The organism is Pseudomonas sp. NPDC089547, from assembly GCF_050280665.1.
In the GTDB taxonomy this organism is placed as follows: domain Bacteria; phylum Pseudomonadota; class Gammaproteobacteria; order Pseudomonadales; family Pseudomonadaceae; genus Aquipseudomonas.
Window position 1 is genome coordinate 169,738 of record NZ_JBNNVS010000004.1, and the last position, 16,157, is coordinate 185,894.

Below are 16,157 nucleotides of genomic sequence, written 5' to 3' on the forward strand. Positions count from 1 at the left end.
CTGTTCAGTAACGAGTACGCTGCTGGCGCGAGTGTGTAAACAACACCAATAATAAAGAGACAACACGCAATGACGCCTCGGGTATTGATCGTTGATGACGATCCGCTTATTCGTGACTTGCTGCAGGCCTATCTGTCCCAGGAAGGCTATGACGTGCACTGCGCCGACACGGCAGAAAAGGCCGAAGCCCTGCTCGGCAGCCAGCCAGTCGACCTGGTGCTGCTGGATATCCGCCTGCCGGGGAAGGACGGCCTCACCCTGACCCGCGAACTGCGGGTGCGCTCGGAGGTGGGCATCATCCTCATCACCGGCCGCAACGACGACATCGACCGCATCGTCGGCCTGGAATGCGGCGCCGACGATTACGTGATCAAGCCGCTCAACCCCCGTGAACTGGTGTCCCGTGCCAAGAACCTGATCCGCCGCGTGCGCCATGCCCGCGAGCAGCACCCGGCACCGGCCTGTGCACAGTCGCTGAAGCAGTTTGCCGACTGGGCGCTGGACACCGACCGCCGCCGCCTGATCGACGCGCGCGGCGGGCAAACCCTGCTGACCCATGGCGAGTTCCAGTTACTCAGCGTATTCCTGCGCAACAGCGGCCATACCCTGAGCCGCGACCAACTGATGGACCAGATTCGCAACCGCGAGTGGGTGCCCAACGACCGCTCCATCGACGTGCTGGTTGGCCGCCTGCGGCGCAAACTGCACGACGACCCGGCCGAACCGCAGTTGATCATCACCATTCACGGCACCGGTTACCTGTTCACTGCCAGCGTGGCGGCATGACCCACCGCGCCTGGGGGCTGGCGCTGGCGTTGCTCAGCGTGCAGGCCGGCGCGGCGCAGACGGTGCGCTATTGCGATTACCCGGTGTATCCGCCGATTTCCTGGAGCGACGGCCACCAGGTGCGTGGCCTGGCGCCGACCGTGGTGCGCGAGCTGTTCGCACGCATGGGCTACCAGGTACAGACCGTGGTGCTGGGCAACTGGAAGCGCTGCCTGATGGATGCCGCCGCCGGCCGGGTGGACGTGGTGCTGGCCTACAACAGCGACCAGCGTGACCAGCGCATGCGCTTTTCCACCGAGCCGGTGGTACGCGAAGAGGTGGCCGTTTTCTACAACCGCCTTCGGCCGGTTCGGTTCGCACGCCTGGAAGACCTGGCTGGCTACCGCGGTGGGTTGCTGTACGGTGAAAGCTATGGCGCAGAGTTCGACCAGTTCGTCGCCCGCCACCAGAACATCGAGCGGGTGTCTGCCAGCCAGCAGAATTTTGGCAAGCTGATCCGCGGGCGCATCGACTACGTGATTCAGGAGCGGCGTACCGGCCAGCTGTTCATCGAGAACCTGCCCGGGGCGCAGGACATCCGCGTATTGCCCACGGCACTTAGCGTGGACTACCTGCGCGTTGCGGTTTCGCGGCAATCACCCCTGAGCCAGCATATGGACGAGATCGACGAGCAACTGCGGCGCATGAACCAGGCCGGTGAGATCGAGCGCTGGCTGGAGCAGAGCGAAGTGACTTACCGCGACATGGTCAAGCTGCCGGCGGACGCCCGATGATCCGCCTGCACACCGATGGCCTGCTGCGCCGCCTGCTGGTGTTCATCCTGCTGTTCAGCTTGTGTTTCACCGTGTTGGCCAGCGGTGTGCAGCTGTACTTCGAATACCGCCGTGAGATGCGCGACATCGAGGCGCGCATGGCGTTGATCCGCGCTGGCTACCTGGCCAGCCTGGAGCGCAGCCTGTGGGACCTGGACGAGGCGCAGCTGGATACCCAACTGCGTGGCCTGGTGGATTTTTCCGACGTGGCCCGGGTGCGCCTGGTCAGCGAAGACTTCCAGCTATTACGGGGTGAAGCCGAGCCCAAAGGGCCGCTGCGCATCGAGCGCTTCCCCCTTGATTATCAGCCCCCCTCAGGGCCACCCAGGCACCTGGGTGAGCTGGAAGTCAGTATCGACCTTGGCGCCGTGCACCGTCGGCTGTACGCCACGGGCCTGGCCAGCCTGCTGTGGATGGGCGTGTTCCTGTGCGGCCTGGCGGTAGCATTGTCGGGACTGTTCTATCGCCTGGTCACCCGCCATCTGCAAGTGATGGCCGAGTTTGCCCGGCGGATCGGTGCCGGGCAGTGGCAAGAGCCGTTGCGCCTGGGCCGCCGTCGCTCGGCGCGCCCGGATGAAATCGACACCGTCGCCCACGCCCTGGACGACATGCGCCGCGCCATCCTCAGCGATATCGAGCGGCGCGAGCGCGATCGCCTGGCGTTGCAGGACAAGCGCGACGAACTGCAAGCCATGGTCGAACGCCGCACAGCAAGCCTGGCCCGGGCCAAGGATGACGCCGAGGCCGCCAACCTGGCCAAGTCGCGCTTCCTGGCGACCATGAGCCATGAGCTGCGCACCCCGCTCAACGGCATCCTGGGCATGGCCGAACTGCTGCGCGGTGGCCGCCTGGAAGCGCCCGACCGCCAGCGCGTCGAGGCGTTGTACAAAGCTGGCGAGGGCCTGTTGGCGATCCTCAACGAAGTGCTGTACTTCGCCCGGCTGGAGGAGGGGGAAAGCCGGGCCGAGCTGGTCGGTTTCTCGCTGCGCCAGTTGTGCCGGGAAGTGCTGGCGCTGCTCGAACCCATGGCCGTGGCGAACGGCGACACGCTGCAACTGGACATCGATGAACAACTGGCCGGCTATCAGCACGGCGCCGAGCAATACCTGCGCCAGGTGCTCAGCAACCTTTTGGCCAATGCCATCAAGTTCACCGAACACGGTCAGGTGCGGCTCAAGGTGCAGGTGCTGGCCAGCGACGGGGCTGCGCAGCGTGTGCGGCTGTCGGTGAGTGACAACGGGATTGGCATCGAGCCGGCCGTCCAGGCGAAAATCTTCGACCGCTTCGTCCAGGCCAGCGAGGCCGTGGCCAGGCGCTATGGCGGCACGGGCCTGGGCCTGGCGATCTGCAAGCACCTGGTGGAAAAACTGGGCGGCTGCATTGGCCTGGACAGCGTGCAAGGGCAGGGCAGCAACTTTTGGTTCGAACTCGACATCGCCCATGGGCAGCAGGCTGTAAGCAGTGCTTCAGCCCCGACGGCCACGGCCAGCCTGGATATCCTGGTGGTCGAGGATGTGGCGCTGAACCGTGAGGTGGCGGGTGGCTTGCTGCTGTCTGATGGCCACCGGGTGAGCTTTGCCGACGATGCCGCGCAGGCCTTGCAGGTGTGTGCACAGCGGCGTTTCGACCTGATCCTGCTCGATGTTCACCTGCCCGGCATGAGCGGGGTGGAACTGTGCTGGCAGCTTCGCGCCAACCCTGGGCCAAACCGCCATAGCCGGATAGTGGCGCTGACCGCTGGCGTGCAACCGGGGCAGGTGTCGGGTTATCTGGAGGCCGGTATGCAGGGTGTGCTGGCCAAGCCGCTACGGTTGGTCAACCTTCGCCAGGCACTGGCCGAAGCGGCGCCCGCTGAACAGGCCCCTGTAGACCCGAACATGGACTGGTCGCTGTTGGCCACGCACCGCTCACTGCTGGGCGAAGAAAAGCTGCAAGGCCTTTTGAATGTGCTGCGCCAATCGCTGGAACAACACACCGCAACGTTGGCCGAGGCGCTGTCGGCCCAGGACCACACCGATGTGCAGCATTTGGCCCACCGGCTGGCCGGCAGCTGCGACTCCCTTGGGTTCTCCGGCCTTGCCGTGCTGTTGCGACGCCTGGAAGACGCGGCGCGCGAGCATGACCAACAGGCCCTGGACGCCCTCGCCGAGCCACTGGCAAGCCAGTTCGGCCAGGCCCGTGCCACCCTGGAACAGTTGATCCAGAGCTGACGTACAAAAAACTTACGACTTTTTACATCTTCGATCCGTTCGTACAACAGCACCTTACATCTGCTTCCAATAATCCATGGCAACCGCGTTGCACGCGGTCCATGAGGCTTATTGGAGACAAGAATAATGACATGCTCTGGCACTCAGCCCCTACCTCGCACCACCCCGCGCACTTGCCACGATGGCGAGGTGTGCCATGACTGATACCCACGAGAAAATCCAGCTCACCCGTGCACTGAAAAGCCGGCACATCTTCATGCTGTCGCTGGGCGGGGTGATTGGCACCGGCCTGTTCATGGGGTCGGGCGTCACCATCAACCAGGGCGGCCCGGTGGGCGCGATCCTGGCCTACCTGGTGGCGGGTTTGCTGATGTACCTGGTGATGGTCTGCCTGGGTGAACTGTCGGTGCAGATGCCGGTGTCCGGCTCGTTCCAGGCCCATGCCACCAAATTCATCGGCCCGGCCACCGGCTTCATGATCGGCTGGGTGTACTGGATGAGCTGGGCGACCACGGTGGGCCTGGAGTTCACCGCCGCCGGCATGTTGATGACCCGCTGGTTCCCCGAGGTGCCGATCTGGTACTGGTCGGCGCTGTTCGTGGTCGTGCTGTTCGGCCTCAATGCCTTGGCCACCCGTGCTTTTGGCGAGGCAGAGTACTGGTTCTCGGGCATCAAGGTGGCAACCATCCTCGGGTTCATCGTCATCGGCCTGATGGTTATTTTCGGCGCCATCCCGCTGAGCAGCGGGGCCCCGGCACCGATGCTGGACAACCTGGTGGGCGAGTCGCTGTTCCCTCACGGCCTGTCGGCGGTGTTCGCGGTGATGATGACGGTGGTCTATGCCTTCCAGGGCTGCGAAATCATGGGGGTGGCGGCCGGTGAGACCGAGCACCCGGAAAAGAGCATCCCGCGGGCGGTACGTAACGTGGTGTTCCGTGTGCTGATCTTCTACGTGCTGGCCATTGCCGTGTTGTCGGCCATCGTGCCGTACGAGCAGGCCGGTTTGATGGAAAGCCCGTTCGTGCAGGTGTTCGACATGGTCGGCATCCCTTACGCCGCCGACCTGATGAACTTCGTCATCCTTACCGCCATCCTGTCGGTGGGCAACTCCGGGCTGTATGCGTCCACGCGTATCCTGTGGGCCATGTCCAAGAGCGGCATGGCACCCAAGAGCCTGTCGCCGCTGAGCAAACGCGGCGTGCCGCTGCGGGCGCTGAGCATCACCCTGTGCTTTGCCTTGATCTCGTTGATGACCAGCTTCATTGCCGCCGACACCCTGTTCATGGTGCTGATGGCGGTAAGCGGCATGTCCGGCACCGTGACCTGGATCGTCATTGCCCTTGCGCAGTATCGCTTTCGCAAGGTGTACCTGCGTGAGGGCGGGCAATTGCGGGACTTGAAGTACAAGGCACCGCTGTACCCGCTGGTACCGCTGCTGTGCATCACCCTGTGCAGCTCGCTGTTCGTGTTCCTGGCGCTGGATGAAACCCAGCGGCCGTCGCTGTATTGGGGCTTTGGCTTCATTGCCCTGTGCTACGCGGCGTATTTCTTCGTCAATCGCCGTCGCCAGGGGGCCTTTGCGCCGAGTGCGCCGGGGGTTTGATTCACGATCGTCGGGGGCGCTTTGCGCCCCTTTCGCGACACAAGGCCGCTCCTACAGAAGGATCGCGTACGCCCGGCCAGACGCGATCTGTTGTAGGAGCGGCCTTGTGTCGCGAAAGGGCCGCAAAGCGGCCCCGGCGATTTCACAGTTGTACAAAGTTGTAACAGTTACCTCGAAATCCCCACGCATAAAAACCAATAAATCATCTTAAAACAATAATTTAGGTCGTTTTAAAGGCCGTTACAGGTCAATTTTTCGGCAATTGCCGCCTTACTGAACACTCGTTTAGTATCTCCCTCGTCAAGCCCTCTCAAAACCATCACAACAACACCGAGGCCCCCCATGACCACCCCGTCATCGTCACTGTTGAGCAAGGTCGAAGCCGGCGTTGCCTGGATCACCCTCAACCGCCCCGAGCAGCGCAACGCGCTGGACATTCCCACCCTGAGGCAGTTGCACGCTTTACTCGACAGCCACAACGGCGACCCTGCCGTACGCGTGGTGGTGCTGACCGGCAGCGGCCGCAGCTTTTGCGCCGGTGCCGACCTGGCCGAGTGGGCCGCCGCCGAAGCCGCGGGCACCCTGGAAACCTACGGCTGGACCGAAACCGCCCACGCCCTGATGCTGCGCCTGCACAGCCTGGACAAACCGACCATCGCCGCCATCAACGGCACCGCCGTGGGCGGTGGCATGGACCTCAGCTTGTGCTGCGATTTGCGCATCGCCGCCGCCTCGGCGCGCTTCAAGGCTGGCTACACCAGCATGGGCTACAGCCCCGATGCCGGCGCCAGCTGGCACTTGCCGCGGCTGATCGGCAGCGAACAGGCCAAGCGCCTGTTGTTCCTCGATGAACTGTGGGGCGCCGAACGCGCCCTGGCAGCCGGGCTGGTCAGCGAAGTGTGCCCTGACGAACAACTGCCGGCAGTAACCGCCGAACTGGCCGGGCGCCTCGCCAACGGCCCGACCTTCGCCTACGCGCAAACCAAGCGGCTGATCCGCGACGGCGCCCGGCGCGAGCTGGCCGAACAGCTGGAGGCCGAACGCCACGCCGGCCTGCTGTGCGGCCGCAGCCAGGATGGCGCCGAGGCGCTGCAAGCCTCGGTTGAGCGCCGCGCCCCCCGTTTCACCGGCCAGTAACCCGATACCGACCCTGACCAGGACCTTCGCAGATGAATTTCCAACTGACCCAAGAACAAGAAATGTTGGTGGAAGCGGTACGCAGCTTTGTTGCCAGGGAGCTGCTGCCCCATGAAGAAGCGGTGGACCGCGCTGATGCCGTGTCGCCCGAGCTTGCCGCGCAGATTCGCGGCAAGGCCATCGCCGCCGGGTTCTACGCCTTCAACATGCCCGAGGAAGTCGGCGGCGGTGGCCTGGACTACCTGTCCCAGGCGCTGATCGAACGCGAGCTGTCCAAGGTGTCCTGGGCGCTGCACGTGTTCGTTGCCCGGCCTTCGAAAATTCTCATGGCCTGCAAGGATGAGCAGATCAACGACTACCTGCTGCCCTGCGTGCAGGGTGAGAAAACCGACTGCTTCGCCCTGACCGAACCGGGCGCCGGCTCTGATGCCAATGCCATCAAGACACGCGCCGTGCGCCAGGGCGATGAGTTTGTCATCAACGGCAGCAAGCACTTCATCAGCCACGCCGGGCATGCCGACTTCGCCATCGTCTTCGCTGTCACCGACACCTACGAGCACAACGGGCGCAAGCGCAACGCGGTCACGGCCTTCCTGGTGGACCGTGGCACGCCGGGCATGACCATCCGCCGTGGCCCCAAGTGCGTGAGCAACCGCGGCTACCACACCTACGAACTGTTCTTCGACGACTGCCGGGTGCCGGCCTGCAAGGTGCTAGGTGAAGTCGACAAGGGTTGGGAGGTGGCCAACGCCTGGCTCACCGCCGGCCGGGTGATGGTCGCCGCCAACTGCGTGGGCCAGGCCCAGCGCGCCCTCGACCTGTCGCTGCAATGGGCCGCTGACCGCAAGCAGTTTGGCCAGGCCATCGGCAGCTACCAGGGCGTGTCGTTCAAGCTGGCCGACATGGCCACGCAGATTCGTGCCGCTGAAATGCTCACCCTGCACACCGCCTGGAAGATGGACCAGGGCAGCATGACCGATGGCGAGGCCGGCATGGCCAAGCTCTTTGCCAGCGAAATGCTGGGCAAGGTCGCTGACGAAGCCGTACAGATTTTCGGCGGCATGGGCCTGATGGACGAAGGCCCGGTGGAACGCATCTGGCGTAACGCGCGCATTGAGCGCATCTGGGAAGGCACCTCGGAGATCCAGCGGCACATCATCGCCCGCGAACTGCTGCGCCCGCTGCTGCGTTGAGCGCCAGGAGAACACCCATGTCGCATTTGATTCGTGACAACCTCAAGCGCCTGCTGGCGCCCCGGCACTTGGCCTTCGTTGGCGGGCGCAGCATGGCGCGGGCCCTCAAGCGCTGCGCCGAAGGGGGCTTTGGCGGCGAGCTGTGGCTGGTCAACCCGCAGCATGAAAGCCTCGAAGGCATCCCCTGTGTGGCGCAGGTGGCAGACTTGCCTTATGCACCGGACGCGGTGTTCATCACCACCAACCGTGAACTGACCTTGCAATGTGTGGCCGAGTTGGCCGCACGGGGTGCCGGTGGTGCCATCTGCTATGCCTCGGGCTTTGCCGAAACTGGCGATGAGGGGCGCCAGTTGCAACAGCGCCTGCTTGATGCTGCTGGCGACATGGCTTTGCTCGGCCCCAACTGCTACGGCCTGCTCGACTACCTGCATGGCGCCGCCCTGTGGCCGGTGGCCCATGGCGGTAAACAGGTGGAGAAGGGCGTGGCGATCCTTACCCAGAGCGGCAACTTCGCCTACAACCTGTCCATGAGTGACCGCTCGCTGCCGGTGGCCTACATGGCCTCTGTCGGCAACCAGGCGCAACTGGGCGTGGCCGAGCTGATGGACGTTCTGCTCGACGACCCACGGGTGACGGCCATCGGCCTGCACCTGGAAGGCCTGAAGAACGTGCCGGGCTTTGCCCGCGCCGCCTACAAGGCGCTGCAGCAGGGCACGCCGATCATTGCCCTGAAGACAGGCGTGTCGCAGATCGGTGCGGAACTGGCGCTTAGCCACACCAGCTCGTTGTCCGGTTCCGATGCCTTGTACGACAGCCTGTTCCAGCGCCTGGGGGTAATCCGCGTCAGTGGCCCGGTGAGCTTTGTCGAAACGCTCAAGGCCGCCGCTTGCGGGCACTTGCCGGCCGACGGCGAGCTGATTGCATTGGCTTGTTCGGGCGGTGATGCCGGCCTGATTGCCGACTATGCCGAGCGCAACCAGTTGAACCTGCCCAAGCTGGAACACACGCAGGTGGCCCAATTGGCCGACGTGTTGCCGGCCTATGCCAACCTGGTCAACCCGCTGGATTTCACCACGGCCATCTGGGGCGATGCAGCCGCCCTGCAACGCATGCTCGACAGCACGCTGAGCGGCGCTGCCGACGCGGCCATGCTGGTGCTCGACTACCCGGCGGAATTTACGGGCGAACGCAAGGAATGCGACCTGCTGCTGGCGCTGTACTGCGATGCGCTGGAGCGCCACGGCAAAATCGGCTTCGTGACCTCGGCCTTCCCGGAACTGCTACCCGCCAGCGCACGTGAGCGGCTGCATTCACGCGGCATTGCTGCTTTGCAGGGCGTCGAGGACGGCCTGGCGGCCTGGGGCCGAATCGTCGCCTACCAGCGTAATCGCCAAAGGCTGTTGGGGCAGGGCGAGGCAGCAAGGGTGCCGCTGTGCCCGCAGGCCCTTACGGGCGAGAGCCGGCTGCTGGACGAATGGCAATCCAAACAGGCCCTGCGCGCTTTTGGCCTGCCAGTACCAGCAGGGGTGCTGAGCACGCCTGAGCGCGCCGTGGCAGACGCCGCTCGCGTGGGTTACCCGCTGGTGCTCAAGGCCGTCAGCGCACAGCTGCCGCACAAGACCGAAGCGGGCGCGGTGGCGCTGAACCTGCGCGATGCCGCAGCCCTGGAGGTTGCACTGGTGCAGATGCGCCAACGCATCGCGGCCTACGCCCCGCAAGCAGCGTTCGACCAGGTGCTGCTCGAACCCATGGCTGAGCCGCCGCTGGCCGAACTGATCGTCGGCATCAAGCGCGAACAGGACTTCGCCCTGGCCCTGGTGATTGGCGCCGGTGGCGTGCTGGTGGAGCTGCTCAAGGACAGCGTCAGCCTGTTGCTGCCCACCACCGACAGCGCCATCCGTGCCGCATTGCTGAACCTGCGCAGTGCCAGCCTGCTGCAAGGCTTCCGCGGCCGCCCGGCCGCCGACCTCGACGCCTTGGTCGCAGCCATCCGTGCAGTGGCCGACTATGCCTGTGAAAACGCCGGGCAACTGCTGGAACTGGATGTGAACCCATTGATGGTCGGTGCCCACGGCACCACTGCGGTCGATGCGCTGATCCGCCTCGGCCAGGCGCAAGGAGAACGACATGAATGACCTGACCCTGACTGCCGGCCAGGCGCTGGTGCGCCTGTTGGCCAACTATGGCGTAGAGACGGTGTTCGGCATCCCCGGGGTGCACACCCTGGAGCTGTACCGCGGCCTGCCGGGCAGTGGTATTCGCCATGTGCTGACCCGGCACGAGCAGGGCGCCGGCTTCATGGCCGATGGCTACGCCCGGGTCAGCGGCAAGCCGGGGGTCTGCTTTGTCATCACCGGCCCCGGGGTGACCAACGCCGCCACCGCCATCGGTCAGGCCTATGCCGACTCGGTGCCGATGCTGGTGATTTCCAGCGTCAACCACACCGCCAGCCTGGGCAAGGGCTGGGGTTGCCTGCACGAAACCCAGGACCAACGCGCCATGACTGCGCCGATCACGGCATTTTCTGCCGTGGCCCTGCGCGGCGAAGACCTGCCCGAGCTGGTTGCCCGCGCCTGGGCCGTGTTCGACAGCGAACGGCCGCGCCCGGTGCATATCTCGGTACCACTGGACGTGCTGGCCGCGCCGGTGAGCCGCGACTGGAGCGATGACGTGGCGCGCCGCCCCGGGCGTGGCCAGCCGTGCCGCGAAACCCTCGACCAGGCTGCCCTCAAGCTGGTAGCGGCCAAGCGGCCGATGATCATTGCCGGAGGCGGTGCGCTGCATGCGGCCGAGCAACTGGCCCGGTTGAGCACCCGGCTGGCGGCACCGCTGTTCACCAGCGTGGCTGGCAAGGGCCTGCTGCCGCCTGACGCACCACTGAATGCCGGTTCAAGCCTGTGCGTGGAACCTGGCTGGCAACTGATCAGCCAGGCCGATGTGGTGCTGGCCGTGGGCACCGAAATGGCCGACACCGACTTCTGGCGCGAGCGCCTGCCAATCACTGGCGAGCTGTTGCGCGTGGACATCGACCCACGCAAGTTCAACGACTTCTACCCTTGCGCCATTGCCCTGCACGGCGATGCCCGGCAAACCTTGGCCGGCTTGCTTGATCATTTGCCGGAGTTCGACCGCGACCCGGCCCAGGCCAGTGAAGCGGTGGCCAACCTGCGTCAGGCCATCCGTAATGGGCATGCGCCTTTGCAGGCTACGCACCAGGCCATTCTTGACCGCATTGCCGCCGTGCTGCCCGACGACGCATTCATCAGCAGCGACATGACCCAGTTGGCCTACACCGGCAACTACGCCTTCGCCAGCCGGGCACCGCGCAGCTGGCTGCATCCCACCGGCTACGGCACCCTCGGCTACGGCTTGCCGGCCGGAATCGGTGGCATGCTTGCCACCGATCACCGCCCGGGGCTGGTGTTGGTGGGTGATGGCGGCTTTCTCTACACCGCCCAGGAGCTGGCCACTGCGGTCGAGGAGCTGGACCGCCCACTGGTCGTGCTGCTGTGGAACAACGACGCCCTCGGCCAGATCCGTGACGACATGCTCGGCCTGGACATCGAGCCGGTCGGCGTGCTGCCGCGTAACCCGGACTTCATCGGCCTGGCCCGTGCCTTTGGTTGCGCAGTGCGCCAGCCGCGTGATCTGGACGCGTTGCAGGCCGACCTGGCCAGCGGTTTTGCCACACCCGGCGTGACCTTTATCGAACTCAAACACACCTGCGTCTGTTAAAGCGCGCACAACAACCAGAACAAGAGAAACCACATGCCATTTCGCCGCACCCTTCTGGCCGCATCCCTGGCCCTGCTGATCACCGGTCAAGCCCCGCTGTATGCCGCGCCGCCACTGTCGATGGACAACGGCACCAACGCCCTGACCGTGCAGAACAGCAACGCCTGGGTCGAAGTCAGCGCCAGCGCGCTGCAACACAACATCCGTACGCTGCAGGCCGAACTGGCCGGCAAGTCCAAGCTGTGCGCGGTGCTCAAGGCCGATGCCTATGGCCACGGTATTGGCCTGGTGATGCCGTCGATCATTGCCCAAGGCGTGCCCTGCGTGGCAGTGGCCAGCAACGAGGAGGCTAGAGTTGTTCGCGCCAGCGGCTTCACCGGGCAACTCGTGCGGGTACGCCTGGCCAGCCTGAACGAGCTGGAAGATGCCTTGCAGTACGACATGGAAGAGCTGGTCGGCAGCGCCGACTTCGCACGCCAGGTCGATGCCATTGCCGCACGCCATGGCAAGACCTTGCGGATCCATATGGCGCTCAACTCCAGCGGCATGAGCCGCAACGGGGTTGAAATGGCCACCTGGTCCGGCCGTGGTGAAGCATTGCAGATCACCGACCAGAAGCACCTCAAGCTGGTCGCGCTGATGACCCACTTCGCCGTGGAAGACAAGGACGATGTACGCAAGGGCCTGGCGGCTTTCAACGAACAGACCGACTGGCTGATCAAGCACGCCAAACTCGACCGCAGCAAGCTCACCCTGCATGCCGCCAACTCGTTCGCTACGCTGGAGGTGCCGGAAGCGCGCCTGGACATGGTGCGCACCGGTGGCGCGCTGTTTGGTGACACTGTGCCGGAGCGCACCGAATACAAACGCGCCATGCAGTTCAAATCGCACGTGGCGGCGGTGCACAGCTACCCGGCCGGCAACACCGTCGGCTATGACCGCACCTTCACCCTGGCACGTGATTCGCGCCTGGCCAATATCACGGTCGGCTATTCCGACGGCTATCGCCGGGTGTTCACCAACAAGGGCCACGTGTTGATCAACGGCCACCGCGTGCCGGTGGTGGGCAAGGTGTCGATGAACACGCTGATGGTGGATGTTACCGACTTCCCTGACGTGAAGGGTGGCAACGAAGTGGTGCTGTTCGGCAAGCAGGCCGGGGCTGAAATCACCCAGGCCGAGATGGAAGAAATCAACGGCGCGCTACTGGCCGATCTGTACACCGTGTGGGGCAGTTCCAACCCGAAGATCCTCGTCGACTGAAACCGCCATTGAAGGGAGATTGCCATGCGCTACGCCAAGCTCACCCAACGCATCGCCGGCGACGGGGCTGCGGCCTGGGACATCCACTACCGCGCCCTGGCGTTGCAGGCTGCGGGCAAGGACATTCTGTTGCTGTCGGTAGGTGATCCGGATTTCGACACGCCTGCGCCGATCGTCGAGGCGGCCATCGACAGCCTGCGTGCGGGCCATACCCATTACGCCGATGTGCGCGGCAAGCTGGCCCTACGCCAGGCCATTGCCAACCGCCACCGCCAGCGCAGTGGCCAAGCCGTCAACGCCGACCAGGTGACGGTGCTGGCTGGCGCCCAGTGTGCGCTGTACTGCGTCGCCCAGTGTGTGCTGGACCCAGGTGACGAGGTGCTCGTTGCAGAGCCCATGTACGTCACTTATGAGGCGGTGTTCGGTGCCTGTGGTGCCAAGGTGGTGCCGGTGCCGGTCAAGCCGGAGAACGGCTTCCGTGTGTGCCCGCGTGATGTGGCGGCGTGCATTACCCCGCGTACCCGCGCCCTGGCCTTGAACAGCCCGCACAACCCCTCGGGGGCGAGCCTGCCCCGTGCCACCTGGGAGGCCTTGGCCGAACTGTGCATCGCCCATGACCTGTGGTTGATCTCTGATGAGGTGTACAGCGAGTTGCTGTACGAAGGCGAACATGTAAGCCCCGCCAGCCTGCCGGGCATGGCCGAGCGCACGGCCACCCTCAACAGCCTGTCGAAGTCGCACGCCATGACCGGCTGGCGGATGGGCTGGGTGGTCGGCTCGACGGACCTGGCCGCGCACCTGGAAAACCTTGCCCTGTGCATGCTGTACGGCTCGCCGGACTTCATCCAGGACGCTGCTGTGGTGGCGCTGGAGCAGCAGTTGCCTGAACTGGACGCCATGCGCGAGGCCTACCGCCAGCGCCGTGACCTGGTGTGCGAGCAGTTGGCCGGCTGCCCGGGCCTCAAAGCGCTGAAGCCCGATGGTGGCATGTTCGTGATGGTGGATATCCGCGAAACCGGCCTCAGCGCCCAGGCTTTCGCTGACCGCCTGCTGGACAGCCAGGGGGTATCGGTACTTGCCGGCGAAGCCTTTGGCCCCAGCGCCGCCGGGCATATCCGCCTGGGCCTGGTGCTGGGCCACGAGGCGCTGGTCGATGCCTGCCAGCGCATCGCCTGCTGTGCCGGCGAATTGATGCAAGGCTAAGCCACAGCGGCTAAACAACCTGTTTTGTGCAAGGAGAACACGAGTGAATGTACTGATCGTCCACGCTCACCCCGAGCCACAATCGTTTACCGCTGCATTGCGCGACCAGGCCGTGGAAACCTTCCGCGCCCAGGGCCACCAGGTGCAGGTGAGCGACCTTTACGCCATGGGCTGGAACCCGGTGGCCAGTGCTGAAGACTTTACCCAGCGTGAGAACCCGCAGTACCTGGTGTATGCGCTGGAGCAACGCCAGGGGGTAAAGCGCGGTGCCATTGCCGAGGACATCCAGCAGGAGCTGGACAAGCTGCTGTGGGCTGACCTTCTGGTGTTGAACTTCCCGATCTTCTGGTTCTCGGCACCGGCCATGCTCAAGGGCTGGATCGACCGGGTGCTGGTGTCGGGGGTGTGCTATGGCGGCAAGCGCTTCTACGACCAGGGCGGTCTGGCGGGCAAGAGGGCGCTGGTCACCGTGACCCTGGGCGGGCGCGAGCACATGTTTGGCGAGGGGGCGATCCATGGCCCGCTGGAGGATATGTTGCGGCCGATCTTGCGTGGCACCCTGGCCTATGTCGGCTTTGACGTACTGGCGCCGTTCGTGGCCTGGCATGTGCCGTATATCAGCGATGAGGCGCGGCAGGGCTTCCTGCAGCAGTACCGGCAGCGGCTGGAGCAGCTCAGCGATGACCAGCCGCTGGTGTTTCCGCGTTTGGCGCAGTTCGATGAGGCGCTTTACCCACTCCCCTGAGCCGAACGCAGTTCCTGTGGGAGCCCAGCCCATTGGGCTGCGCTGTCGCGCAGAGAACTGATGCTGGGCGCTCCGCGTACCCTGTGGGAGCGGACGTGCCCGCGAAGAATCCAGCGCGGTGCATGGCACCGGCTGCGCCGGTGTTCGCGGGCATGCCCGCTCCCACAGGGTCCTCGCTAAATCAGTGAGTTATGCGCAGTTCTATGGGACCGCGTGCGCCTTGAAAGCATGCAGACAGTGTCTGAAAACGACCACCCACACATTCGGGGTATGTCCCGCTTCGGCAAATCCCCCGATAGTGAACCCATCGGCTCGAACCGGAGCATTCACACGATGGAGTTGCCATGCGCAAGGTACTGAAGGTGATGGGTGGCCTGCTGCTGGCGTCGGGCGTCAGCCTGGCCCAGGCGGCAGAGGTGGACAGCGGTAACACGCTGCGGTTGTACAACTGGACCGACTACATCGGCGAAACCACCTTGGCCGACTTCGAGAAGGCCACCGGCATCAGGGTCATCTACGACACCTTCGATGGCTACGAAACGGTGCAGACCAAACTGCTCACCGGCCGCTCCGGCTACGACCTGGTCATGCTCAACGCATCCCTGGTGCCGCCGCTGATCAGCGCCGGGGTGTTCCAGGCGCTGGACAAGCAGCAACTGCCCAGCTGGCACAACCTCGACCAGCAAGTCGTCAACAACCTGCAAGGCTACGACCCTGGCCTGAAATACTCGGCGCCCTACACCTGGGGTAGCTCGGGGGTCACCTACAACGTCGACAAGATCACCGCACGCATGCCCGATGCCCCCATCGGTTCGTTGGCCATGCTGTTCGACCCCAAGATCGTCTCGCGCTTTGCCGATTGCGGCGTCACCCTGATGGACGCACCCACCGAGGTCATACCGCTGGCCCTGCAGTACCTGGGCAAAGACCCGCGCAGCGCCTCCGCAGCCGACCTCAAGGCCGCCGAAAAACTGCTGCTAAGCATCCGCCCTTACATTCGCAAGTTCGACTCGGTCAACTACCTCACCAGCCTGCCTAACGGCGATGTCTGCCTGGCCCTGACCTGGTCCGGCGACTACGCCACCGCCCAGGCCCGAGCGGTGGAGGCGAAGAAGGACATCAAGCTGTCGTTCTTCATCCCACAGGAGGGTTCGCTGATCTGGTTCGACAACCTGTACATCCCCAAGGATGCACCGCACGCGGCCAACGCCCACCGCTTCATCGAGTTCCTGCTGCAGCCGCCGACCATGGCCAAGGTCACCGACTACATCCACTACGCCAACAGCAACGCCGCCGCCACTGCACTGGTGAGTGACGACATTCGCCAGGACCCGGCCATCTACCCCGACGCAAAAACCCGTGAGCGCCTGTTCGCGCAGAAGACCCAGAGCCCGAAAGACATGCGCGCCATTACCCGGGTCTGGAGCACGGTCAAGACCGGTTTCTGAACACTGCCCAACGATTCCCGCC

The 16,157-nt window shown here is 64.6% G+C and carries 12 protein-coding genes; all 12 read left to right on the forward strand.

Going from position 1 to position 16,157, the window contains the following annotated elements:
* Positions 1-69 precede the first annotated feature (69 nt).
* The gene (locus ACQKPZ_RS04575) at positions 70-786 is read left to right on the forward strand and encodes a response regulator (protein WP_391129794.1); all 717 of its coding nucleotides are present in this window, start codon (positions 70-72) and stop codon (positions 784-786) included.
* Complete coding sequence (locus ACQKPZ_RS04580) at positions 783-1,559, forward strand: substrate-binding periplasmic protein (RefSeq protein ID WP_427535812.1); 777 nt, start codon at positions 783-785, stop codon at positions 1,557-1,559. Before ACQKPZ_RS04575 ends, ACQKPZ_RS04580 begins: the two co-directional genes overlap by 4 nt.
* Complete coding sequence (locus tag ACQKPZ_RS04585; protein WP_427535813.1) at positions 1,556-3,808, forward strand: ATP-binding protein; 2,253 nt, start codon at positions 1,556-1,558, stop codon at positions 3,806-3,808. Before ACQKPZ_RS04580 ends, ACQKPZ_RS04585 begins: the two co-directional genes overlap by 4 nt.
* Positions 3,809-4,004: 196 nt before the next feature.
* Complete coding sequence (locus tag ACQKPZ_RS04590; RefSeq protein WP_427535814.1) at positions 4,005-5,411, forward strand: amino acid permease; 1,407 nt, start codon at positions 4,005-4,007, stop codon at positions 5,409-5,411.
* Between the two features lie 342 nt (positions 5,412-5,753).
* Complete coding sequence (locus ACQKPZ_RS04595) at positions 5,754-6,548, forward strand: enoyl-CoA hydratase/isomerase family protein (RefSeq protein WP_427535815.1); 795 nt, start codon at positions 5,754-5,756, stop codon at positions 6,546-6,548.
* 32 nt (positions 6,549-6,580) lie between these two features.
* Positions 6,581-7,741, forward strand: coding sequence for an acyl-CoA dehydrogenase family protein (locus tag ACQKPZ_RS04600; RefSeq protein ID WP_427535816.1), 1,161 nt, complete (start codon positions 6,581-6,583; stop codon positions 7,739-7,741).
* A gap of 26 nt (positions 7,742-7,767) precedes the next feature.
* Positions 7,768-9,876, forward strand: a complete 2,109-nt coding sequence (locus ACQKPZ_RS04605; protein WP_427535864.1) for an acetate--CoA ligase family protein — start codon at positions 7,768-7,770, stop codon at positions 9,874-9,876.
* Positions 9,869-11,476, forward strand: a complete 1,608-nt coding sequence (locus tag ACQKPZ_RS04610) for a 5-guanidino-2-oxopentanoate decarboxylase (RefSeq protein ID WP_427535817.1) — start codon at positions 9,869-9,871, stop codon at positions 11,474-11,476. Before ACQKPZ_RS04605 ends, ACQKPZ_RS04610 begins: the two co-directional genes overlap by 8 nt.
* A 33-nt stretch (positions 11,477-11,509) precedes the next feature.
* Complete coding sequence (gene alr, locus ACQKPZ_RS04615; protein WP_427535818.1) at positions 11,510-12,739, forward strand: alanine racemase; 1,230 nt, start codon at positions 11,510-11,512, stop codon at positions 12,737-12,739.
* Between the two features lie 24 nt (positions 12,740-12,763).
* Positions 12,764-13,942 (forward strand): pyridoxal phosphate-dependent aminotransferase, encoded by a 1,179-nt coding sequence (locus ACQKPZ_RS04620; protein WP_427535819.1) that lies wholly within the window; start codon positions 12,764-12,766, stop codon positions 13,940-13,942.
* Positions 13,943-13,985: 43 nt separating this feature from the next.
* Positions 13,986-14,687 (forward strand): NAD(P)H-dependent oxidoreductase, encoded by a 702-nt coding sequence (locus ACQKPZ_RS04625; RefSeq protein ID WP_427535820.1) that lies wholly within the window; start codon positions 13,986-13,988, stop codon positions 14,685-14,687.
* A 344-nt stretch (positions 14,688-15,031) separates the two neighbouring features.
* A complete protein-coding gene (locus ACQKPZ_RS04630; protein WP_427535821.1) occupies positions 15,032-16,135 on the forward strand; it encodes a polyamine ABC transporter substrate-binding protein in 1,104 nt (367 codons plus the stop codon).
* Positions 16,136-16,157: the final 22 nt, after the last annotated feature.

What these genes read in the sequence shown, in the direction of transcription:
- ACQKPZ_RS04600 (WP_427535816.1), top strand. Translation starts at nt 6,581, where the DNA reads ATGAATTTCCAACTGACCCAAGAACAAGAAATGTTGGTGGAAGCGGTA.
- ACQKPZ_RS04580 (WP_427535812.1), top strand. Translation starts at nt 783, where the DNA reads ATGACCCACCGCGCCTGGGGGCTGGCGCTGGCGTTGCTCAGCGTGCAG.
- ACQKPZ_RS04630 (WP_427535821.1), top strand. Translation starts at nt 15,032, where the DNA reads ATGCGCAAGGTACTGAAGGTGATGGGTGGCCTGCTGCTGGCGTCGGGC.
- ACQKPZ_RS04595 (WP_427535815.1), top strand. Translation starts at nt 5,754, where the DNA reads ATGACCACCCCGTCATCGTCACTGTTGAGCAAGGTCGAAGCCGGCGTT.
- ACQKPZ_RS04590 (WP_427535814.1), top strand. Translation starts at nt 4,005, where the DNA reads ATGACTGATACCCACGAGAAAATCCAGCTCACCCGTGCACTGAAAAGC.
- ACQKPZ_RS04585 (WP_427535813.1), top strand. Translation starts at nt 1,556, where the DNA reads ATGATCCGCCTGCACACCGATGGCCTGCTGCGCCGCCTGCTGGTGTTC.
- alr (WP_427535818.1), top strand. Translation starts at nt 11,510, where the DNA reads ATGCCATTTCGCCGCACCCTTCTGGCCGCATCCCTGGCCCTGCTGATC.
- ACQKPZ_RS04620 (WP_427535819.1), top strand. Translation starts at nt 12,764, where the DNA reads ATGCGCTACGCCAAGCTCACCCAACGCATCGCCGGCGACGGGGCTGCG.
- ACQKPZ_RS04610 (WP_427535817.1), top strand. Translation starts at nt 9,869, where the DNA reads ATGAATGACCTGACCCTGACTGCCGGCCAGGCGCTGGTGCGCCTGTTG.
- ACQKPZ_RS04575 (WP_391129794.1), top strand. Translation starts at nt 70, where the DNA reads ATGACGCCTCGGGTATTGATCGTTGATGACGATCCGCTTATTCGTGAC.